Below are 21,789 nucleotides of genomic sequence, written 5' to 3'. Positions count from 1 at the left end.
TTAGTTGGCTTCCTTATCGAACAGTGACACCATAATGCCACGCTTGCCTGATACTTGGTTGTTTAGTAGCGCTTGCCAGATGGCCTCAACCTCGGCAGTGCCTTGGTGATACTCATAATCAATTAAGCCTCTTAATTGCATAGCTAAACCTGCCCCAGCAGTGAAGATTTTTTGATTAAACGCTTTCGGGCCCCAATCACTAATGCGTTTAGCCATATGCTTAGGGGTAAAGAAAAATTCAGGCTTAGCCCCTGGTAATGCTTGGGCTTTAGCGCCACTTTGCCAATGGGTTGCCCCCACCATTTGACTGCTTTTCATATGATCGCCAAGGTGTTGATGTAATGACTTTTGTAACCGGGCATTACCCGACATATCCACATAGACGCTTGCTTGCTGGGTAATTTGTTGAATGTTGTCATAGGTAATGGTTTGGTCAATAAAACCTAGGCTCTCCACAAACTGGGTATTGTCGTTAGAGGTCAGGCCTATGACTCGGCCCTGATAGCCCATTTGCTTTAAGAAAGCCGCAAGGGCATAGCCAGTTTTGGAAGAGGCGCTGCTGATAATAATTTGCTCGGCGTTAAACCACTCATTTTGCTGCAAAAAGTCGCTAATAATAAAACCAGTAAAATAAAGCGGGAATAAAATACAGCGCTCGTTTTCAAGTTGAGCCATGATTTCAGGCTCACCTTGGCAACGGTTATATTGATTATAAAAGGGCGGTAAAGACTGCCTATGCTCGCTGGCATCCACAAAGTAATTGGCTTTGTTTTTACCAGGTGATAATACTAGGTGACTGGCCATAGGGAAGAAGCCATTAATGCGTTCGCTCACTTGAATATCTGGGTGTTTAGATTCAATCACATCCGCCATGCCCCAAACGGTGACTTTGCCCCAATCGCTATCACCGGTTGGAAAGTAGTCCCAATAACCAATCATATTGCCAGAGACGGCATAACTGACGTTGTTGGCAGTAAGGGCGAATTTATCAATGGCGACTCGTATTTGCCCATCTGTGAGCTCGCTGAGTTCAGATGTCACCACCTTAGTATTGCTAAAGTCTTGTTTATTTGTCCAAATTTCCGTTTGCTGCATGGGGTTTCCTTATAATTTTATCAGTAGCTTGCCATGGTTTTTACCGCTATAAATCATGGCTAAACCCTCTTCAAAGCTTTCTATACCCTGTAAAATGTGTTCCCTAAAAATCATTTCGCCGCTGTGTTTCGCTTTAAGTAAATAGTTAAATGCCTCAGGAATGCGGTGCATGTAATCTTTCATGGTAAAGCCTTGGATTTTAAGGCTTTGTGTGATCACTGCGATAAAGTTGTTTGGTCCTTTGGCATTGGCAAAGTCGCTATATTGGGAAATGGAGCCACACACAACAATGCGGCCTTGGTAACGCATTCGCGCAATCACTTGTTCGAGAATGTCACCGCCGACATTATCAAAATAAACATCAATGCCCTTGGGGCAGTGCTGTTTTAGGGCGCTTTTGATGTCGTCATTTTTATAATCAATCACGCCATCGAGTTTTAACGTGTCTAATAGGTATTGGCATTTTTGTGGGCCGCCCGCAATGCCAATCACTCTGGCACCGGCAAGTTTCGCCACCTGTGCCGCAATGGAACCAACCGCGCCACTGGCGGCGGATACCACCACGGTTTCCTCCGCTTTGGGCTGACCAATATCGCTCATGCCAAAATAACCGGTAAAGCCGGTCATCCCTAGGCCGCTTAAATAATCTTGGGGGCTGGCAAGGGATAAATCTACTGGACGTAAAAGGGCGTCACTGACGACACCTTGGGTTTGCACCCCCATAAAGCCCGTCACAAATTGACCGGCTTTAAATTTATCCGATTTAGATTCGAGTACCTCGGCAATACCAAAGCAGCGCATCACTTCACCGGGTTGCACTGGAGGCATATAACTACGCTTATTGGTGATCCAGCCGCGCATTCCTGGGTCAATGGATATCCAGTCAGTTCGAACTAACACCTCTCCGCTTTGCAGAGGTTTAGGGGTATCATGGGTAAGTTTAAAAACTTTATCAGTCGTACCATCGAAAAAAGCGGTAGTACGAATTTGGGTCACCATAGCAACTGTCCTTGTCATTTTGTCAGCAAGCTGTGAGTTTTTAATAAGGCTTAGCGACTGTTTAATTTAAAAATGCGCCGGGCCGGCAAACACAGCGTAAATGCAGAGCTGTGGTTGTCTGGGTATGGTATTTCGCCCCAGCTAAAAAACTTGTGTCATTTACTGTGTCATAATATTTTTTTGTGTGCAACAACTAAACAAAATTCATCTGTTATCAATGGTTCAAATCCTAGTATGAATGGTGCATAAGCAATCACGAGCTTGGGTATAATAGGTGGTTTGTAGAATGAACGGGACAAAGTGTGAATAATAAAGTCACCCGCTTAGATTGGTTTGTATTTTTAGGTTGGCCTCTGATCAATATCGGCTTCTTTTTAATGGTGCTGATATATCTAGATGTTATAGAAGTAAGGTTTGGGTCTTTCCCGACATTTGCCGGCTTAATTATTACTTTTTGCTGGTTTTTTGGTTTAGTGAGTAAGTTAATTGAGCTTAAATTTAAGTCTCAATTGCAAAATAACTTATCGTTAAACCTTGGCATAAATTTTTTGTTAGGAGTCGCGGCTGCCGAAGTGGCGGTAGGCTTTTTCCCGCCCCAGTTTGATCCTATGCCTAGATTCCAAATTTTAGGTTTTATTAACTTGCAGCTACAGGTCGCCATTTATACCATTTTTAGGCATCTGTGGCGGGCACGGGAGCGGGCATTAAACTTAGAGCTAAGCCTGAAGCAATCTGAGCTTAACCTTTTGCGGTTACAGACTAATCCACACTTCTTGTTTAACACCTTAAATTTGATTGCCGGTGAAATCCATTCGAGGCCAAATATTGCACAAAGTGTGCTGTATGACTTAAGTGATTTACTCAGAAAAGGAGTAGAAATATCCTCAAAAAATCAGATTGAATTAACGGATGAGTTACAACTCATCATGCACTATCTCGCCATCCAGAAGGTGCGCTTTGAAGAGCGTTTAAGTTATCAAATAGATGTTGATGCCTCGCTGTCGAAAGTTAGAATTCCACCCATGTTGATTGTACCTCTTGTTGAGAACGCAATTAAGCATGTGTTGAGTAAAACCCGCCAGTCTGTATTTATTAGGGTAGAAGCAACTTTAGATGACAAGCAATTAACCATTATTGTTAGTAATTCTTGGCCATTTGATGAGTCAATAGAATTTAGACCAGGTAGTGGTCATCAAAATATTCATGACACTCTGCACCTATTAATGCCAGATGCTGTTTTTCATATAGAGCAACAGAACAAAACGGTTGTTGCTCAAATCACTATACCAAAAGAAAAATAAAATGAAGCCATTGAATGTAATTGTCATTGATGATGAGGCAGCCGCTCGCAAAGCTTTAATTTATGCTCTAGAACAACAGAGTCTAGTTACTATTGTGGGAACTTTTAGCGACCCTAAACGAGGCATTGAAGCTATTTATTCCCTTAAACCTGATGTGGTGTTTTTAGACATTGAAATGCCAGAGCTTAATGGCTTTGATATAGCCAAGGCGACCGCTAATGTGGACTATTCATTAGTGTTTGTTACCGCCTACAGCGAGTATGCCCTTGATGCCTTTGATACCAAGGCCAGTGATTATTTAATGAAGCCGGTTCGACCTGAGCGTTTGGCAAGGTGTTTAGATAAAATTCGTCAGCAAGCCCCGAAAAGTAGTGATGAAAATGATGCTAAAATCAGTATTTATGACGGTAAAAACCGTCATTTAGTGAAAGTCAAAAATATCGTTTACATTGAATCACTTGGGCGATATCAAAAGGTCAATCTAACCCAGGCTGGTTTCGAGCAAATAGGGGTGAATTCAATCATTACCGAAGAAAGCTTAAATGACTTTGAATCGCAACTAGAAAGCCATGGTTTTATGCGCGTGCATAGAAGTCACTTAGTGCAACTTGATAAGATAATGCAAATATCGAAAGAGGGCAGAAACATGCTGGTGAAATTGGAGCAGGTAGAGGATTACTTACCTGTGGCCAGGGCCAAAGCGCCGATTATTAAAGAGATGTTTAGCTAGGTTTTAGTTTGAAAAGAGCCCAATTTATGGGCTCTTTTTATAGGTAGTGTTTATGGATTATTGGGCTTTAGGGCAGTTGCGAATTTTGCCATTAAGTGCTGATGCCGTTTCAGCACAATCCCATAATAGCTCCATTGCTGGGAAGGTAGCTTGCTTTAAAGTCACTGAGTATCGAACAGGATCTTGCTCAAGGTAAACGGTTCTTAGGTTGTAATTAGTTTCGGTACCGACTTGCATGGTTAATCCATCTTCAAGTACAAAACCTTTTACCATACCGCAATGATAATGTTCTGAGACCCCAAGGTTACACATTTTGAATTCAGTTGTTTGATCATTTAAATTCCACTCATGTTTCACCCACCAGCTTCCAGTACCTTCTGCCTGTTGTAATTCTTGTCCTTGTTCATTTAGGTAAACCGCATCAGGGTGTGAGCAGGCCTTGGAATTATCGGCTAAGGTGATGCATTGTTCTAAACCAATTTGAATAGGGGCAAGAATTTGTTCCCCATTCTTTTGTTGGGCGTAAACCACGACACTGCCAGTGGCGGCATCAATGTGTAAATCATTGATGGTGTCAATCATAATACCATCGGGGGTTATGGTTTGAGATACCCAGTAACCCTCATGAATAGCAATCTTAGAGCACACCCTAAGTTCGGTATCTTCAATGATTTTTGACAGCTCGTTTGAACTGGATTGCAGCTTCTGATATCCCAAAATCCCAAAGTCTGTGTCGCTGTCACAGGCAAGTTCAGGTGTTTGGGCGGCTAACAATAAATCGGCATTGATGTCTGATTTCTGCTGCTCACTGATATCCGTCAACAGGTTAACCTGTTCAACCGCATCACAAATCCAAGTGGTGGATTTTAAATGTGGATCGGACTGGGCTAAGCAATCTTGTTTGCTGTAATGGATAGGATCAGAGTCATTATCATCACAGCCGCTTAATGTAGTTACTAGGGCTAGGGAAAGTGCCGAAAGTGTTAACTTATTCATTGTTACTCCTTATTAATAATTCGGTATAAGTCTATATTTATCAATTGCTTATTTGTAATTTTAATGTGTGAGTTGGGCGCTTAAACGATTGAATGGGTAGCCAATAAAGACAGTGGATTTGAGTGAGTTCGAGCGAATAAAAAAGCCGTTATCTTTGCTTGATAACGGCATGAATAGAACATTTATTTTTTGTGTATTGAGAGTAACAACATGGTCGTAAAAATAACGACTAAGGGCAGGTTAATAATTGCCCCAGGGGCGTCCCCCATGGTGGGAATGGGCTTGAAATTAGAAATGTAGAACGCTCTAACCGAGTATTCAAAAATACCTAATATATACATCATCGGAATGAGTGATTTATAAAAGAGACTGGTTATTAAGTACAAAAAACCAATGATTAATTGTGATAAACCCCATAGGGCAAAAGTACCGACGATTGCTGCCGTCGCTTCACTGCTAAATGTATGTAATGGAATAGTAGCAATGGATTGGGCGCCACCGTCTTGTGCAAACAAGTGGTGTTGACTGCGCCAAAGGGTAACGGCGGTGATGATGTAGAAGAACCATAGTGCAACTTTATGACCTTGGTAATGGTTATTCATCGCCTTTGGCAGAACTAATTTAAAATCAAACACTTACTTTTTACTCCAAGTCATTGTTTTGCTGAAAAAGCCATGACGAGCTGTGATTTGTAATTGTTGACCATTTAACTTTAAATTTGCTTCAAGCCATTTGCCCGCTTTAATCGCGTTGATTTTGGCTGTGTAACCATTGTTGTTGGGTTTAATATCGTTGACCAATAACACTTGCTGCTGTGACTCATCCTCAGCTTGAGTAATGGTCCCACGCCATATCCCATCAGCAGATTGGCTAATTGTGACAATATTGTTTTGGTTTTCAGTTAACCATTGACCTTGTAATTTTTCATCAGCATGCACAGGCGTGAAACATGTCGTACAAACTAAACCTAATACTGTACCGATTGTAAGGGTGGTATTTTTCAACATAGTTTTACTTCTCACTATCTATTGTTTTTATTAAGGAAAGGATCCAGTTATCAATAATTTTGATGATTTGCTTGTCGGGATCGCTGATGTTATCCCAGCCTTTTTCACCTGTTCTGATATCGATGGCTGAAAATATTTGCTCGCCAGTTTGGCTGTCGCTAATCATCACTTCAATTTGCGCTTTTACAACATTGGTGTGCTCACCGGTAATGGCTTTAGAAACCGCTGATATACCTAGACCTATGGGTAAAATAGTGCTGGTGGTGGCAAGCACAGAGTTCGGACGCTCAAAATTACTGATAGCAAATTGGATAGCTAAAGTGCGCTCACCAGGCTCAGCTTGAAAGGATTTGTATTGGCTTAGTTTTAGCTGCGTTTGCTGCTCTAAATGTTTGATAAAGCGCTGTTTTGTCTCTTCATCAATATCACTGTTTTTACTTACTGTAATCGTGGGTTTGATAGTAAAGTTGTTATATCCACTAAATTTTTTTTGAAGTGCTTCCGCTGCTTGGTATTGAGAGGCTACCCATGAATATTGCCACAGGGCATCATCAGTATTTTGGGTGTAATTATGTTGATTGATGTCAGATTTAATAGGCGTACTTTGGCAACCTAGTAATGAAAATGTCAGTAAAATAATTGAATAGGCTTTCATAACTGTATCCATTGCTAATTAGGCTGCCATTACAATTTAAAAGGGCAAGGACTACCAGTTGGAAAGTTTGTTTGGTTAATTTGAGGGAATGAGAGGTAAAGGGTGAGCTTAATTTTTTATGAGCAGTTTAAATGGAGTTGGTGCCCTTAGATGATGCGGGTAAGGTTGGAAAACAGGATGGGAACGGATTGAGTTTGCCACTACAAATGGAACATTTTTAATAGTTTCAACGGAAGATACCTTTATCTTCCGTTGATCAGTAATTTAGCTTTAAGGCAGCTTAGTCCAAGTCAGGGTTCTTAAAAAGAAACCGCTTTTGATGGTGATGTTAAGTTGGTTGCCTATCAGTTGCATATCCGCATCGAAGAAGCGTTTTTTATCAAGGCCATTAAGCTTTGCCCTGTAGCCAGAAGAGAGTTGTTCAATGCCATATAAAATAAGTACTTTCTCATCTTGTTGCTCGTTATTGAGTGTCCCTAACCAACTACCAGTAGCATCTTTACTTACTTCGATAGTTGTCGATTGATCCTCCGCTAACCATTTGCCAGCCAGTTGCTCAGCAGCAGGCGCATGAGAGCTGACAAGAAAAGTAAATATAATGGCAATCAATGAGTTATAAATGAGTTTCAGCATAACTTTAATCCTATTGTGCATGCTTAAAATATTGGATGCATACCAATACGTACGATAAATGCAATTGTATCTCAATATTTGTTCTATTAATTGAAACAATGAATTCCATCACCTTAGCACTAGCTGATCCGATTAAGTCGATAAAATAAAGCCACCGCAAGGGTGGCTTTAAAGATTAGGGTTTGATGAGCTCTGTGGGTTTACTGTTATTGGGGAATAACGCGCAGTAGAGCACAGGGATAAAGATTAATGTGAGTAGGGTTGAGAATATCAAGCCTGCAATAATGGCAATGGCCATAGTTTGCCACATGCTACCGCCGCTGATCAGTAATGGCATTAATCCTAGCACGGTAGTGGCGGTAGTGAGTAGGATAGGGCGCATGCGTTGCTTAGCGGCTTCAATTACCGCGTCAACAGTATCAGATCCTTTATCCTGCTCTATTTGTACTTGTTCAAGCAGTACAATGGCGTTGTTGATTACGATTCCCGCGAGTGAGATCACGCCTAGGAAGGTCATAAAGCCGAAGAAACTGTTACCAATCACTAAGCCCCATATTACCCCAATAAACGCTACAGGAATGGTGCTTAGAATGATGACTGGTTTTCTAAACGAGTTAAACTGCGCCAGTAATAGGGCTAGAACAATGAACCCTGCCAGCGGGAAGTTTACGGCAATGGTAGCGGTGGATTTTTGCGATGATTCTATCTCGCCACCAATTTCGTAAAAGTAACCATTTGGCCAGCTTTTACTTTGCTCATCAAGCCATGGGGTGAGAGCGGCCACGCCCTCTACGGCGGTGTATTCGCCCTCTAATTGGGCCCCTACGGTTACGGTTTTAAAGCGATTTCTGTGGTAAATATTGGCGTTTTGCCATTGCACATCAATAGTGGCCAGTTGCTCCAGCGGTATCGTCTTAGATGCTCCGTAAATAGGCAGCGCCTTAAGCTTACCAATATCAAGCTGAGTTTGCTCTTTTGAGCTCAGTACAACAGGAATACTTAACACACCATCACGGTAGCTGGTCAGTTTTTTGCCTACCGATGCCGACTGAATACTAAGGGCAATATCTTGGTGACTTAAGCCAGCACGATTAAGCTTTTGTTCATCAATGACAATATTAATTTTTTTAATCTTTTCACCCCAATTATCAGTGATGTTTTTAAGACCATTGATCTGTGCCATTTGTTGTTTAATGTCTTTTGAGATAGCTAGGGTCTTTTCTGAATCTAAACCACTTATTCTGATCTCAACAGGGTTTAAAACTGACTTACCGTTTTCAATTAATCGAGGGGTCGCCACCGCATCTGGATGATTGTTATTAATGTAATTCTCAATTTTAGCCATAAGTTCAGGGTTTTCATGGTAATCAAAGGTATTGATCACCCAAAATGAATATTCAGGGCTACTGGTTCTTGGGCTGTGGGGCAGAATGTACCTTGGACCACCGCTGCCTAAGTAGGCGACCCAGTTTTTAATACCGGTATCATCTGCTTTTAGGGTGTCTAAGTAGCGCTCAATATCCGCCACAACTTCCTGATTATATTCAATGGAAGTACCGGTTGGCATTATCACTTCCATTTTAAAGAAATTACGCTCTGCTGGTGGGAAGAATATACTGGGCAATAACTTCATTCCCTGAAAACTGCCGATTAGTACCACAAAGGTAGCGCCGATAAATAGCCATTTCTTATTAATTAAGGCTGTTAATAAGTTATCAAACCATACTAACTTGTTTATTTTCTTAGCTTTAGGTTGCTTATTAACCTTAAGCAATAGCACACACAATAATGGGATCAGCGTTAGGCTAAGCACCCATGATGCCAGCAGGGTAATGGTCACTACCGTGAATAGGGAACCCGTGTATTCGCCCATGGTCGACTTAGCCAAGAAAATGGGTAAGAAGGCAGCTGAGGTGGTTAAAGATGACGTAAGTAACGGCAGTTTAAGTTCATTGGCGGTGATAATGGCAGCCTCAACCTTATCCATGCCATTTTCAAGGCGCTTGAGAATGCTTTCCGACATCACAATACCGTTATCGACCAACATACCAAGGGCAATAATTAACGCCGCCAGCGAAATTTGGTCAAGACCCACACCAATTTCAATCATAAATATGATGGTGATCAGCATACTCATAGGGATGAGTGCAGAAACAATAATACCAGTGCGCCAGCCTAAAAAGGCAAACATCACAATGGCCACTACCACAATAGCTTGCACCAGTGATGAGGTGAAATCCTCTACTTTTTGCTTCACTTCTGCTGGCGAGTCATTCACTTTTGTAATGGTTAAGCCTAATGGCAACCCTTGTTCAAATTGCGCTATGTAGGCATCGACATCTTCACCCAAACGAATATTGTTACCGCCTTCTTTCATGGCTATGGCCACGCTTAAGGCTGGATCACCGCTGAATGACACTGGCTTGTCTGCTGGGGTTTGGTAGCTGTTGACGACTTTCACAATATCGCCAAGTCGAATCGATTGGTTACTTTGCGGCAGGATAATCTGAGTGTTAGTAATTTCTTCAATATTGTTAAAATTACCAGTAGGCTCTAAGGTAATACGTTCATTACCAAATTTGATTGAGCCACCACTGATCACGATATTATGTTCAGATAAGCTATTGGCAATATAGTTTGGGGTTAAGCCGTATTTGGTTAGGGTTTGGTTGTCATAAACCAGCTTGATTTGTTCTTCTTGAATACCAAAAATATCAATCTTGGCAACATCTTCAAGCAGTAATAAACCACTGCGGATATCTTCAGCAGTTTGTTTTAGGTCACGATAACTAAAATCATTGCCACTGATAGCGATTACCGTGCCAAACACGTCTCCAAATTCATCATTGACTATGGGTTGGGATACCCCATCGGGCAAGGTGGTGGCAGCACTTTCTACTTTCCGTCTTAAGCTGTCCCAAATAGGGCGCATGACTTGGTAACTTTCTTTGACATTAACCGTAATGATAGAAACGCCGTTTTTAGACTGGCTTTTTACAAAGTCGATTTCTGCCATTTGTAAAATGGCCTTTTCTAAATGGTCGGTGACCAGCTCTTCTACCCTTTGCGGACTGGCTCCAGGGAATTGAGTGATCACTTGCGCCGCTCGAATAGTAAAACCAGGATCATAAGCTCGCGGAATCGTTTCAAAGGCTTTATAGCCTAAAAAGGCGATACACAGCATAAAAAATAAGGTGACTTTGGCATTTTTTAATACAAGTTGAGTAAGTCCTTTCATTACTGGCTCAGCCTCACTTTTTGACCGTCAAATAGCTGGCTGCTGCCTGCAACAATAACTTGCTCTCCATGGCTAAGACCTTGGGAGATGTTAATGCCCATTTTATTCACACCGTTAACGGTTACTGTTCGCTTAGTGGCCATTAAGCTGCCATCTTCATGGGCATTAATGACATAAACGTAATGCCCCTCGTTTTCACTGAGTACACTGTGGCTAGGCAGAATAATATTCTTGGTTTCCATTAACTTACGACCATTCACCTTGACAGACATCCCTGGCCAAACTCGAACATTTTTAGGCGGGATCATACTTAGGGCAATTTGATATTGCTGGCTGCCATCTTCCATCATAGTAATTTCACTGATGGTTAATGGTTGCTCTTGTTTCAGTGCTGGTAATTTGGCGGTAAAGGTCACATCTCCTCGACTGCCTCTGCTCTGGAGAATGCTTTCCGGAATATCGACAATCACCTTTAGGGGGTTGATATTTTGTAGGGTTACAATTTTGCTAGATGTACTGACTTTAGAAAAATTATCAATATAACGTTTAGATACCACGCCGGCGAAAGGAGCGTGCAGTTCAGTGTACTCTAAGTTTTGTTGGCTTTTTTCATAGGCAGCCTTGGCAGAGATATATTTAGCATTAAGGCTGTCTAATTCAGATTGGCTGATGGCGCCAGAGGTAATCAAGCTTTGAGCTCGATTATAATCGGCTTTAGCGGTTTTTAAGCTGGCCTCTTGGGCCTTTAAGTCCGTTTGCTGAGGACGGGGGTCAAGCTTAGCGATCAACTGCCCCTTAGTTACAGTTTCTCCCGCTTTAACAGGCAGTTCAATCAACTCACCTGTAATACGAAAGCTCATATCAATACTTTGGCTCGCTTCAATTTTGCCATTAAATTGTTTAGTCATGTAATCTTCTGAGCTTACTGTCATGGTTTTGACGACTTTGGGTAACTGAACTTCAGTCACTTCGATGGTATCACTGCAGGCGCTTAGCAATAGTGGTAAACAAGCATAAAAGCAAATAAGAGGATTTTTTATGGCTTTTTGTAGCATGGTAATCTCTAATGAAGTTTAAAACGTTAAATTAAATTTAGCTGCATTAGAAATAAAAGTGACATACCAATGAATGCTTGGGTTAAATTCATTGATTAATGGCGCGATGACAGTGACTTCGGCCCCAATAATGCAGGCCGAACCATGATTAGTTGCAGTGATAAACACAGTGGCCCATGTTAATGAGTTTATCTAGGATATGTTCTCCATCAGCGCGTATGCCATTGTGTTCATATTCGTTGGTGATCCAAGCTTGCGAGTTCGGAATAAGCGCTAGAGTTTCTCGGCTGAGGTCCATTTCCACAAACATATCATCGGCGTATACCGCACAGCTGAGCGGTACTTGGTTTTGCTTCAGTACCTCTAGGTTATATAAGTTGCCCCAGTCTGACTTTTTAGCCAAAATCTCGGCGGCCTGTTGCAGCGGCTGTAGATTTTTGTACTGCTCAAACATCCATGGAAATACCATTTCACCGGTAAAGTAGAATTCACGCTTCGGTTGCTGTGGATCATAGTTAAATTGTGGGTATTGCTGGCGCACCCTATGGGCTGACCAATCTGATGCAAACCCTTGACAGTAGATAGATTCATGCAAAATGGCATAAATTGGATTGGTTTGAAACGATTGCTGCATTAGCATTTCATTCAAAAATTCATACCTAAGCTGTGGCTTACCATTCACAACAATCAGGGCGCTTTCTAGCAAGTAATAAGTCGGCAAAAAAGTGTCACTGACGCCAAAGTTAATGCCAATCTGTTGAAATTGTTCAACGGTGAACCTTTGACCATTGGGCAGGTATTCTTCATTGGTGCTTAGGTGGGCGGCAATCTGCTGGCATAAGCCTTGAGCATTTGGGAATTGTTTAAAAAACGCTTGGTTTTTATCCAAAGTGCGCTTAAAGGTCGCCTGATAAACATCATCGCTATGGCGCGTTAATGAAGGCACACCACCGGTAATAAAGCTGCGTTCTAAAGAGTCTGGAAACAGTGATAAATAGCTTAAGGAACAAAAGCCGCCAAAGCTTTGCCCCAGGATTGACCACTTATCAACACCAAAGCACTGCCGAATATACTCGGCGTCCTTTACTATGCTGTCAGCCCTGAAATAACTTAAATACTGAGCCTGTTGCTCTGGGGTTAAGTGCGCCAAGGTTTGATGGTTAATGACCGAGCTATTGCCCGTGCCACGCTGATCAAGTAGTAAGACTCGATAGTCCTGTAGGGCTCGTTTTAACCAACCGTTATTGCCATTGGGTCTTGGCGATGGGAAACCTGGCCCCCCTTGGAAAAAGACTAGCCAAGGTTTGTTGTCGTTACCTGCCTGTGTCACTTCTCGGGCAAACACGCTAATGGTGTCTCCTTGGGGCTCGTCATGGTCTAGGGGCACAGTAAATGAGTGGTCGATGTGGTATAGACCATCGTGGTAAAAAGTTGTCTTTATTTTCATCTGTGGCGAGTCTTATTTTTTAATAATGCCAATGATTGTAACGGCAGTTACTGGAACTGCATAATATTAGATTAGCCGTTGTACTTGTTTAGAGCTAGGCTTGGGGGCATAATCCAAACATGTTTTGTCTGGTTTTTTTAAAATGGAAAAATACGAAGAACTTTTAGTATCAATTCGTAAAGTGATAAGAGCAATTGATTTACACTCTAAGCATTTGAATAAATCTTCCGGTTTAACTGGCCCACAGTTGTTGATTATGCAAGAAATCGGTCGGGTAAAAGGGGTAATGGCCAGTCAGATTGCGAAACAAATTAATCTCAGTGCGGCAACCGTTACTAATATTGTCGATAGGCTAGAAAGTAGAGGATTAGTTAATAGGGTACGCAGTACTGAAGATAAAAGGCGTGTCAGTCTGTTTCTGTCTGAACAAGGGCAAGCAATATTAATTGGAGCGCCACAACCTCTGCAAGATCACTTTATTCAAAATTTTTGTGCTTTAGAGGATTGGGAGCAATCTTTATTGCTTTCTTCTATGCAGCGCATAGCGACCATGATGGATGCTACTGAGTTAGATGCTGCACCAGTACTTGATCTTGAGCCGATGCAAAATAGTGCTGAAAAGCGTTAGCAATTGCATGCTTCTAGAGAATAAAAGGCCTGTATATACAGGCCTTTTTTATGTTGTTGAATTTTTAGTCTCTGATCAGGTGCAAATAATGCAGATGTTTTTGGTATTGATCAACAATATCATTGATGATGGCTTCTTCAGACCAGCCCATAATGTCATAGTCTTGACCTCCTTCACCTAAGTGCACTTCTGCACGATAATAACTGTCTAAGTTATCATCTGAATTAAACTCCGGCTGGGAGTGTTCTGATTGTCTGATCAGATACAAGAAATCTTGCTCATCGCCATGGGCAACTTTTAAAGATAACCCTTTATCGCTTGAAAGAATTTGAGCGTCGATATCGTTTGTCTGAAAGTAATTTTTTACTTTGACAAGAGCCTTATTTACTCGGCCATGGATAAAACTTTCAACATTTTTTTTATTTGGAGTTGAAAGAATATTATCAAGTCTTTGTTGCCAATTGTGTTCACTTGAGTGAATAGCTTGAGCAGAAGGATTTAATGTTAATGTATCTCGTTTGACGGAATCTAAGTTAAGGGACCTTAGGAGACCAAAGCACGCAATTAACAGAACGATGCTGAACGGTAGAGCACTGGCGATAGTCATCGTTTGTAATGCCTGCAGACCACCGGCTATCGTTAAGGTTGCAGCAACGACACCAACAGCAATGGCCCAAAAAAGTCTTTGCCATAACGGGGTTTCACTGAGGCCATTAGAGCACAACATATCAATAACCATGGCCCCTGAATCACAAGATGTCACAAAGAAAACCACGATCATTAAAATGGAAATACCTATTAAGGTTGTTGCCCAAGGTAAGGTTTCAATAAAGGCAAATAAGCCATATGCAGAGTTTTCATTGACCATCTCACCGATACTGAGCACACCATTGTCGACCATCTGGAAAATGGCGGAATTACCAAAGATGGTCATCCATAGGAGGGTAAATGCAGTAGGGACAATCAGTACACCAAGCACAAACTCACGAATAGTTCGGCCACGAGATATTCGGGCGATAAACAAGCCTACAAATGGTGCCCAGGCCAGCCACCATCCCCAATAAAAAATAGTCCAGCCACCAATCCAGCTTTTCTTTTCATAAGCGAACAAGTTGAAGGTGTTAGCCACAATGTCTGATAAGTAAGCCCCAATATTTTGCATATAGGCTTGTAATAAAAATACCGTTGGGCCTAATAAAAATATGAGCAGCAATAACATGATGGCCATCAACATATTAAGTTCAGATAAGATTTTAATGCCTTTATCTAAGCCTGTTGCCACTGAAACAGAAGCCATAGTAATAATGCCAATCATAATAAATAGCTGATTGCTTGTGCTAATTTCTATTTGTAACAGGTAATTTAAACCGGCATTGACCTGAGATGCCCCCAATCCTAAAGAGGTGGCAACCCCAAAAACAGTGCCTACTACTGCAAAAATGTCGACAAGATGTCCCGGCCAACCGTAAATTTTATCGCCAATAATGGGGTACAGTGCTGAACGCAGAGTTAATGGTAACCCTTTACGATAGCTAAAATACGCCAGAATTAACGCCACAATGGCGTAAATCGCCCACGCGTGAAAGCCCCAGTGGAAGAAGGTGATTTTCATGGCTTCTTTAATGGCCTCTAAAGAGCCAGCTTCAGCCGTTGGTGGTGATAAATAATGCATAACGGGCTCTGCTACACCAAAAAACATTAAGCCAATGCCCATTCCAGCTGCAAATAACATAGAAATCCAAGTGCTTAGTTTGTATTTCGGGCTGGCATGATCAGGGCCAAGCTTGATATCACCATATCGGGATACACTTAAATAGATCACAAAGCTCAAAATAACCGCAACGCTCAGTACATAAAACCAACTGCCATTTTCGATAATAAGACCTTGCACCTTATTAAAAATATTGGCGGCATATTCTGGTGCCGAAAGTGTCCACACTAATAAAGTAAAAATAATTAAAGTCGAAGGGTAGAAAACCTTGGGATTAATCTTTTTTGAAATTGTTGTCATCATTAAGTTTCACATCTAATTATTCGAGTTGTTCCTAGGTCTGGTTGTTAGGTTAACATAAATAACGCTGAAATGAATGATTTGAAGGGTTATTTTAATGTTGTTGCTATGTTACCATTAATTAGAATACAAACTAAGTGACGGGTTTATTTGGGATGATCACCTAATAATTTGCTTAGAGTTGTAACTATTATAATAAAGAGATAAAGGAAGATATATGTTTCAACGCAAGATCTTAACTTGTGCAGTAATGTCGGCTTTAGGACTTTCAAGCTATGCGGCTGCAGAAGAAGAGAAAAAAGATAAAAGTCTTGAAATTATCGAGGTCACTGCGACTAAACGTACCCAAAATATTCAAGATACTCCAGTTGCGGTGCAAGCAATGGGCGCAGAAACTCTAAAAGATAACAATGTTGGTAACTTTGACGATTTTGTTCGTTATATGCCAAATATTAGCTTGGGGGGACGTGGCCCTGGTCAATCAGATGTGTTTATTCGTGGTATGGCCATTCAGCCAATCACAGTAATGTTGTCAGGCGCCCAGGGCACCAACCCTAACGTGGCGCTGTACCTAGATGAACAACCTGTGACTGCACCTGGTCGTAATCTAGACGTTTATGCGACCGACCTTGAACGTATCGAGGTGCTACCTGGACCACAGGGCACATTATTTGGTGCCAGTTCGCAGGCAGGAACCATTCGCTACATCACCAAAAAGCCCGATACTTCAGGTTTTGAAGCGGGCTTTAGCACTGGTCTTGAAACTACCAAGAATGGTGAGATGAGTAATAAGGTGGAGGCTTACGTTAATATCCCACTGACTGAAGATCTTGCATTTCGTGGTGCCTTTTATAACGTCCATAAGGGTGGTTATATCGACAACGTTTACGGTGAGTTTTCAATTGATCCTAACGTTAATCCAGATGTTGCTGATAGTGTTAAAAATGCAGTGGATGAATCAACCACTTATGTCACTGCCCGCAATACCCACCTAGTGGAAAAAGATTTTAACGACAGTTTTTATAAAGGCGCTCGTTTAGGCCTTAAATACGACATCAACGATGATTGGGATCTGTTGCTGCAGCACACCACTCAAGAATTAGGCGCGGATGGTGTGTTTGATTACGATCCTGAAGTGGGCGATCTCGAGGTTCAACGCTTCTTCCCAGATAAACTGCGTGATAAGTTCAGCCAAACGGCTTGGACGGCAACCGGTATGGTTGATGAACTAGAAATTGTTTACACCGGTGCCTTTTTAGACCGCGAAGTAGAGCAGTCGATTGATTATACCGGTTATAACAACGGTGGTGGTTATATTCCTTGGTACACTTGTTCTTATGCCTCGGACGAAGTACCGCACCGTGAATGTTTAGATCCGACCAAAGGCTTTAAAGGCCAACAAGAGCAAACTCGCCAAACCCATGAGTTCCGCGTAGCGACCGATGCGTCAAAGGATTTACGCTTTATCGGCGGTATTTTCTATGACAATTTTGAAATTAGAACCCAAGATGACTATGTCTACGTATCAACGCCAGATCTTGGCTTTGTACCGAACGCGCCAATTAGTGACTCGGTAAAAGTAAACCCAGATCCGCGTATGCCTGGGGTGGCTTTCTTTAACGATATTACCCGTATTGAAGATCAAATCGCAGTCTTTGGTGAGCTAAGTTATGACATTACTGATAAGTTAACGGCGACCGCAGGTTTGCGTTGGTATCAAATTGAATCTGACTTTGCGGGCTCCTCAAACTTTGCCCAAAAGGGAGAAGATGGTGACAGTGGCCGTGATTACGATAAATCCGGTGGCCACACGACAGAACCTTTAACTATTAGTGATACCATCACTAAGTTTAATTTAAGTTATAAGGCCACTGACGATGTATTACTGTACGGTACCTATTCAGAGGGCTTTAGACCTGGTGGCTTTAACCGTGGTGGTGGCGTGCCCTCAACTAATCCGGATTATCCAGATGTAGGCTTAACCTATGACACCGATGACGTGCGTAACTATGAGTTAGGTTGGAAGAGTGTATTATTTGATAACAATGTCCGCTTCAACGGTAACTTGTACTTCATCGAGTGGACCGACATGCAGGTGTCTCGTTTTGATCCGGTTAACGTTTCCATTCTTACCTTTATTGAGAACGCGGCTGACTCTGAAATTAAAGGTTTAGAGGGTGACTTGGCTTGGACCGCAACTGATAATCTTAGTATTTTCGGTGCGTTTTCATACAATCAAACCGAGCTTACAGCATTAAAAGCCGAAGTGATTGAGATGGCCCCTGTGGGCTCAAGCTTACCGCTTACACCTAAATTCCAGACTTCATTACGTGCCCGTTATGACTGGGAAGTGGGTGATATGTTGGCCAACTGGCAGATCGCAGGGCAATACGCCGATAGCTCATTTAACTCGATTGTAGCTAGCGAACGCGAAGAACAAGAGGCCTACGCTCTATTTAACGCCTCTATTGGGGTTGAAAAGGATTCATGGTCAGCCAAGCTCTATATTGATAACATCACAGATAAACGCGCGACTTTATTTATCAATGATCAAGATGACATCAAGCGAGTCACGACCAACCGCCCAAGAACCGTGGGCATTACTTTTGGTTATAGCTTCTTCTAAGTCGACTTGTTTAAAGACAGTTAAAGCCCAGCATGCTGGGCTTTTTTACGCTTAAAAAACTAACAAAAGATAATAATGACAATAAAAAATATTCAATTATTAATACAGAAAGGCCAGTTTCAAGCGGCGTTAGATGCCGCTAATCTCATGATTGAGCAACAACCTTGTATTGATAGTTTTTACTTAGCGGCAGTCAGCAGTCGTTATTTAGATAAACATTCTGCAGCCATTGATTACATTAATCAGTTGCAGCAACTTGAGAGTGGTTATGGCCGTGCATATCAAGAATTAGGCCATCTTTATAAGGCCCAAAGCCCAGAGGTAGCCCTTGATAACTATAAATTGGCGGTTAAGTTTAATCCCTCGTTAGTTGCTAGTTGGCAAGCCATAGCGGCCATTTCAAAGCAAACTTCTGATCTGGATGCGGCACAAACCAATCTTGATTATTTGTCTCGATTACCGCGGGAATTGGTCAGTGTGATCAGCTTTACCTATGAGCACAAATTAGAAAAAGCAGAAAAGCTGTGTAAGTTTTTTCTAGCCAAGCAGCCTAGTCACCCAGAAGGCATGCGCTTACTGGCTAAAATTGCTGAAAAGCACAATATTGTGGATGATGCACAGTTACTGCTAGAAGCTTGCCTCAATATTGAGGCAAATAACCTGTGGGCGCAGTTTGATTACATTAATATTTTGCACCGTAGGCAGAAATTTGAACAGGCCCACCAACATGCCCTGCAGTTACATCAACAATTACCCAATGATGTCAGTGCCATTTTGACCTTAGCCAATCAAGAGGCCGCAGTGGGCCTTTATGAGCAGGCGATTGAGCATTATTTACAGGTGATCCAATTAGATAGCCAGCATGCCATCGCGCAGCTGATGCTTGGTCATACCTATAAGACCATTGGCGAGCAAGCTAAGGCCGTGGACAGTTATTTTGCCGCGTTAGCGGCCGACCCTTATATTTGCGATGCCTACTGGAGCTTAGCCAACTTAAAAACGTTCAAGTTTGAAAAAAGTACCATCCACACTATGTTGGCATTGCTGGATGCTCCCCTGAATGATAACGAGAAAGTGCAGTTGCACTTTGCCTTGGGCAAGGCCTTTGAGGAGTCCAAGCAATTTGAGCAGGCATTCGAGCATTACCAGTTAGGAAATCAACTAAAGTGTCAGCAAGTTCAGTATGATAAGCAGGTAATGGCCAATAATTTTAGCCTGCAACAGGACTTTTTTGATGCTGAAATGGCCGCTCAATTAAGGCAGTTGGGTCATCAGGATAATGCGCCAATTTTTATTCTAGGTTTACCAAGAACAGGCTCAACCCTTATTGAGCAAATTCTATCGAGTCATTCACAAATTGACGGCACCTTGGAGTTGCCGAATATTCTGTCTTATGTGCAAGAGCTTAATGGCCGTAAGTACCGTAATAGCCAAGCCCGCTACCCAAAAATCTTAAATGAACTGCAACCACAAGACTTTCAAGAGTTTGGCCAGCGCTTCATTGATGAGACCAAGATCCACAGGCAGGGCGGGATGTATTTTATTGATAAAATGCCTAATAACTTCCGTCATATTGGCCTCATAAAATCGATTTTACCCAATGCCAAAATCATTGATACGCGGCGCGATCCTGTCACCTGTTGCTTTAGTATCTTTAAGCAGTTGTTCGCTGAGGGGCAAGAATTCAGTTATTGCTTTGAGGATATTGTTAGTTACTACAATGGCTATTTGGCGCTGATGACACATTGGCATAAGGTTTACCCAGGGGAAATCCTTACTGTGCAGTACGAGCAAGTGGTGCAAAACCCTATTCAAAGCATTGAAGCCATATTTGATTACTTACAAATTGAGGTTGAACCAAGTTGTTTTGAGTTCTTTAAAACCTCTCGTGCCGTTAGGACCGCCAGCTCCGAGCAAGTAAGGCAGCCGATTAACCGAAAAGGCATGGAGCAGTGGCAAAACTTTGAACCGTACCTAGGTGAACTGCTGCAATTGCTTAAAAGTACATGACAGTTTTCTCTGGCTAGCCTACAATTGCCCTGATTTTTTATTGTAAGAGAGCCGTGCAATGAGCAAGCCAGATTTACCAGATAGACTTTCCGTTAACCCTCGCAGCAAGTTCCATATTGCTGAGATTTTTGAAAATCAAGTGGGTATTACCTTAAATGGCAAAGAGCGTAATGACGTAGAAGAATACTGCATCAGTGAAGGGTGGGTAAAAATTCCATCCCCTCGCGCCTTAGACCGTTATGGTCAGCCAATGCTAATTACCTTAAAAGGCACCGTTGAAGCCTTTTATAAGTAACAAAGCCAATAAAAAGCGAACCCATAGGTTCGCTTTTTAATTGCCCTTATGTTGGGATTAGTTGTTCTATGATAGCGTTCAGCATCTTTGGGTCACTGCCTGGGCCAATCGTCAGCAATTTTGCGCCGGTAATGGGCTCACCTTGGAATACTCTTAGGTAAATTTCCCCATCTGGCACCCGCTCAAAAAAGGTATAGTGCGCATCGCCATCAATTTGAGTACAGCCCTTTACCCTTAATATACTTGCAGGGATAGCGTCACAGAGTTCACGGATAGCATTAATTGAACTAATCCTTGGCAAATCAACCGATGCCGAAGCCCAATGGGCTTTATGGTGAGCAAGTTCAGTAAAGTCATTATTGCTTGGTTTGGCTTCAACTAGGTGCTCTAGGCTCATTTGAGCAAAATCCAGCAGTTCGGCGCTAGGATTGATAGTGGTAATGGCATCTATTACAGCTTGTTTACGAACAGCATCGACCTTGTCTAAGTGATTAAGCACAATAATAGAGGCGACTTGAGCTTGGTTGGCTTCCAACTCGTTGTCTTTACCACGCAATTGCCAGTTTTTAGCGTCGACCACGCAGATTTGGATTGGCGGTAAAAAGCGTGATTTTAAGCCGACACCTAAGAACCCCATCAGTTTGCAAGCATCTGAAGTGCCGTTAGCCTCAATTAGCGTGACAGCATTTTTCCGCTGCGAAGTGGAATTTACCGCCTCTCTTAATTCATTAATGCCACTGCAGCAAATGCAGCTGCCATTGAGTGGCTTTAGCCAACTGCCATCGATCACTTGTTGAAACTGAGCGGCATCAAGTTTGGCATTTTCATAATCATTTAATATCACGAAGGGCTGAAAGTTATGGTTTTGGTACTCCAAAACGAGTTTTTTTAGCAGTGTGGTTTTGCCCACGCCTAAAAAGCCCACAATTACGACAATGGCTTCCATGATGCTTCCTTAAGGGTATATAAAAATACGTTTTTTTGTATCACAATTAAGACAATGCTAAGCAGCCCATAACAGTTTATGACTGCGACTTTTGTGGATTTGAAATTGTAGCATTGC

Annotated in this window: 18 protein-coding genes; 6 read left to right on the top strand and 12 right to left on the bottom strand. The window is 42.1% G+C overall.

What is annotated here, in order from left to right; genetic code table 11:
- Positions 1-1,095 (bottom strand): DUF2855 family protein, encoded by a 1,095-nt coding sequence (locus GFB48_RS03015; RefSeq protein ID WP_163930981.1) that lies wholly within the window; start codon positions 1,093-1,095, stop codon positions 1-3.
- A gap of 9 nt (positions 1,096-1,104) precedes the next feature.
- Complete coding sequence (locus GFB48_RS03010; protein ID WP_163930980.1) at positions 1,105-2,094, bottom strand: NADP-dependent oxidoreductase; 990 nt, start codon at positions 2,092-2,094, stop codon at positions 1,105-1,107.
- Between the two features lie 302 nt (positions 2,095-2,396).
- Between GFB48_RS03010 and GFB48_RS03005 the strand changes: the two genes are divergently transcribed.
- Positions 2,397-3,395 carry a sensor histidine kinase gene (locus tag GFB48_RS03005; RefSeq protein ID WP_163930977.1) on the top strand — a complete coding sequence of 333 codons (999 nt, stop codon included), beginning with the start codon at positions 2,397-2,399 and terminating at the stop codon, positions 3,393-3,395.
- 1 nt (position 3,396) lies between these two features.
- Positions 3,397-4,125: a LytTR family DNA-binding domain-containing protein gene (locus tag GFB48_RS03000; protein WP_163930976.1), complete on the top strand. Its 729-nt coding sequence runs from the start codon at positions 3,397-3,399 to the stop codon at positions 4,123-4,125.
- Between the two features lie 57 nt (positions 4,126-4,182).
- Here GFB48_RS03000 and GFB48_RS02995 read toward each other — a convergent pair whose 3' ends face one another.
- The 8 genes from GFB48_RS02995 to GFB48_RS02960 form a co-directional block, all read right to left on the bottom strand.
- Positions 4,183-5,121 (bottom strand): hypothetical protein, encoded by a 939-nt coding sequence (locus tag GFB48_RS02995; protein ID WP_163930974.1) that lies wholly within the window; start codon positions 5,119-5,121, stop codon positions 4,183-4,185.
- Positions 5,122-5,303: 182 nt separating this feature from the next.
- Positions 5,304-5,756 (bottom strand): hypothetical protein, encoded by a 453-nt coding sequence (locus GFB48_RS02990; protein WP_205597666.1) that lies wholly within the window; start codon positions 5,754-5,756, stop codon positions 5,304-5,306.
- The gene (locus GFB48_RS02985) at positions 5,757-6,128 is read right to left on the bottom strand and encodes a hypothetical protein (protein ID WP_163930972.1); all 372 of its coding nucleotides are present in this window, start codon (positions 6,126-6,128) and stop codon (positions 5,757-5,759) included.
- Between the two features lie 4 nt (positions 6,129-6,132).
- Positions 6,133-6,783: a DUF3313 family protein gene (locus tag GFB48_RS02980; RefSeq protein ID WP_163930970.1), complete on the bottom strand. Its 651-nt coding sequence runs from the start codon at positions 6,781-6,783 to the stop codon at positions 6,133-6,135.
- Positions 6,784-7,053: 270 nt separating this feature from the next.
- Positions 7,054-7,416, bottom strand: a complete 363-nt coding sequence (locus GFB48_RS02975) for a hypothetical protein (protein WP_163930968.1) — start codon at positions 7,414-7,416, stop codon at positions 7,054-7,056.
- 175 nt (positions 7,417-7,591) lie between these two features.
- A complete protein-coding gene (locus tag GFB48_RS02970) occupies positions 7,592-10,654 on the bottom strand; it encodes an efflux RND transporter permease subunit (protein WP_163930966.1) in 3,063 nt (1,020 codons plus the stop codon).
- Entirely contained in the window at positions 10,654-11,709 is a 1,056-nt protein-coding gene (locus GFB48_RS02965) for an efflux RND transporter periplasmic adaptor subunit (protein WP_163930965.1), read from the bottom strand. Before GFB48_RS02965 ends, GFB48_RS02970 begins: the two co-directional genes overlap by 1 nt.
- Before the next feature lie 148 nt (positions 11,710-11,857).
- Positions 11,858-13,156, bottom strand: a complete 1,299-nt coding sequence (locus GFB48_RS02960; protein ID WP_163930963.1) for an alpha/beta fold hydrolase — start codon at positions 13,154-13,156, stop codon at positions 11,858-11,860.
- 142 nt (positions 13,157-13,298) lie between these two features.
- Between GFB48_RS02960 and GFB48_RS02955 the strand changes: the two genes are divergently transcribed.
- A complete protein-coding gene (locus GFB48_RS02955) occupies positions 13,299-13,784 on the top strand; it encodes a MarR family winged helix-turn-helix transcriptional regulator (RefSeq protein WP_163930961.1) in 486 nt (161 codons plus the stop codon).
- 64 nt (positions 13,785-13,848) lie between these two features.
- Here GFB48_RS02955 and GFB48_RS02950 read toward each other — a convergent pair whose 3' ends face one another.
- Entirely contained in the window at positions 13,849-15,798 is a 1,950-nt protein-coding gene (locus GFB48_RS02950; RefSeq protein WP_205597665.1) for a choline BCCT transporter BetT, read from the bottom strand.
- Positions 15,799-16,012: 214 nt separating this feature from the next.
- On the opposite strand from GFB48_RS02950, the gene GFB48_RS02945 reads away from it, so the two are divergent.
- The 3 genes from GFB48_RS02945 (at position 16,013) to GFB48_RS02935 (ending at position 20,726) form a co-directional block, all read left to right on the top strand.
- Positions 16,013-18,421: a TonB-dependent receptor gene (locus GFB48_RS02945; RefSeq protein ID WP_163930959.1), complete on the top strand. Its 2,409-nt coding sequence runs from the start codon at positions 16,013-16,015 to the stop codon at positions 18,419-18,421.
- A 75-nt stretch (positions 18,422-18,496) separates the two neighbouring features.
- Positions 18,497-20,431 (top strand): tetratricopeptide repeat-containing sulfotransferase family protein, encoded by a 1,935-nt coding sequence (locus GFB48_RS02940; RefSeq protein WP_163930958.1) that lies wholly within the window; start codon positions 18,497-18,499, stop codon positions 20,429-20,431.
- A 58-nt stretch (positions 20,432-20,489) separates the two neighbouring features.
- Positions 20,490-20,726, top strand: a complete 237-nt coding sequence (locus GFB48_RS02935) for a DUF3297 family protein (protein WP_163930956.1) — start codon at positions 20,490-20,492, stop codon at positions 20,724-20,726.
- Between the two features lie 46 nt (positions 20,727-20,772).
- Here GFB48_RS02935 and GFB48_RS02930 read toward each other — a convergent pair whose 3' ends face one another.
- Complete coding sequence (locus GFB48_RS02930) at positions 20,773-21,672, bottom strand: GTP-binding protein (protein WP_163930954.1); 900 nt, start codon at positions 21,670-21,672, stop codon at positions 20,773-20,775.
- Positions 21,673-21,789: the final 117 nt, after the last annotated feature.

Source organism: Paraferrimonas sp. SM1919, assembly GCF_010993985.1.
Classification (GTDB): domain Bacteria; phylum Pseudomonadota; class Gammaproteobacteria; order Enterobacterales; family Shewanellaceae; genus SM1919.
Note: the sequence above shows the minus strand (reverse complement) of the source record. Positions and strands in the feature narration are given on the sequence as shown.